The organism is Comamonas faecalis (genome assembly GCF_039538025.1).
Lineage (GTDB): Bacteria > Pseudomonadota > Gammaproteobacteria > Burkholderiales > Burkholderiaceae_C > Comamonas_C > Comamonas_C faecalis.
This window is the reverse complement of sequence record NZ_BAABBP010000062.1, coordinates 1-1,192: the sequence shown is the minus strand read 5'-3', so window position 1 is coordinate 1,192 and position 1,192 is coordinate 1. Positions and strand designations below refer to the sequence as shown.

Annotated in this window: 1 protein-coding gene; it reads right to left on the bottom strand. The window is 64.6% G+C overall.

What is annotated here, in order from left to right; translation table 11 throughout:
• Position 1 precedes the first annotated feature (1 nt).
• Positions 2–1,192, bottom strand: a complete 1,191-nt coding sequence (tuf, locus tag ABD767_RS17190; RefSeq protein ID WP_344870009.1) for an elongation factor Tu — start codon at positions 1,190–1,192, stop codon at positions 2–4.

Here is a 1,192-nt window from a genome sequence, read left to right as displayed (position 1 = left end):
ATTACTCGATGATCTTTGCCACCACGCCGGCGCCGACGGTACGGCCGCCCTCGCGGATGGCAAAGCGCAGGCCTTCTTCCATGGCGATGGGGGCGATCAGCTTGACGGTGATCGACACGTTGTCGCCGGGCATGACCATTTCCTTGTCAGCGGGCAGCTCGATGGAGCCGGTGACGTCGGTCGTGCGGAAGTAGAACTGCGGGCGGTAGTTGTTGAAGAAGGGCGTATGGCGGCCGCCTTCGTCCTTGCTCAAAACGTACACCTCGGCGGTGAAGTGGGTGTGCGGCTTGATGGAGCCGGGCTTGCACAGCACCTGGCCGCGCTCGACGTCTTCGCGCTTGGTGCCGCGCAGCAGCAGGCCGACGTTGTCGCCCGCCTGGCCCTGGTCCAGCAGCTTGCGGAACATTTCCACGCCGGTGACGATGGTCTTTTGCGTGTCCTTGATGCCGACGATCTCGATTTCCTCGCCGACCTTGATGATGCCGCGCTCGACACGGCCCGTCACCACGGTGCCGCGGCCCGAGATGGAGAACACGTCTTCGACGGGCATCAGGAAGGCGCCGTCGATGGCGCGCTCGGGCGTGGGGATGTAGGTGTCGAGTGCGTCGGCCAGCTTCAGGATGGCGGGCTCGCCGATGTCGGATTGGTCGCCTTCCAGGGCCAGCTTGGCCGAACCACGGACGATGGGGGTGTCGTCGCCAGGGAATTCGTACTTGTCCAGCAGCTCGCGCACTTCCATCTCGACGAGTTCGAGCAGCTCTTCGTCGTCGACCATGTCGCACTTGTTGAGGAACACGATGATGTAGGGCACGCCGACCTGGCGGGCCAGCAGGATGTGCTCGCGCGTCTGGGGCATGGGGCCGTCGGCGGCCGAGCACACCAGGATGGCGCCGTCCATCTGGGCTGCGCCGGTGATCATGTTCTTGACGTAGTCGGCGTGGCCGGGGCAGTCCACGTGGGCGTAGTGGCGGTTTGCGGTCTCGTACTCGACGTGCGAGGTGGAGATGGTGATGCCGCGCGCCTTCTCCTCGGGGGCGTTGTCGATTGCCGCGTAGTCCTTAGCTTCGCCGCCGAACTTCTTGGCCAGCACGGTGGCGATCGCTGCGGTCAGCGTGGTCTTGCCGTGGTCGACGTGACCGATCGTGCCCACGTTGACGTGGGGCTTGGTGCGCTCAAACTTACCTTTTGCCAT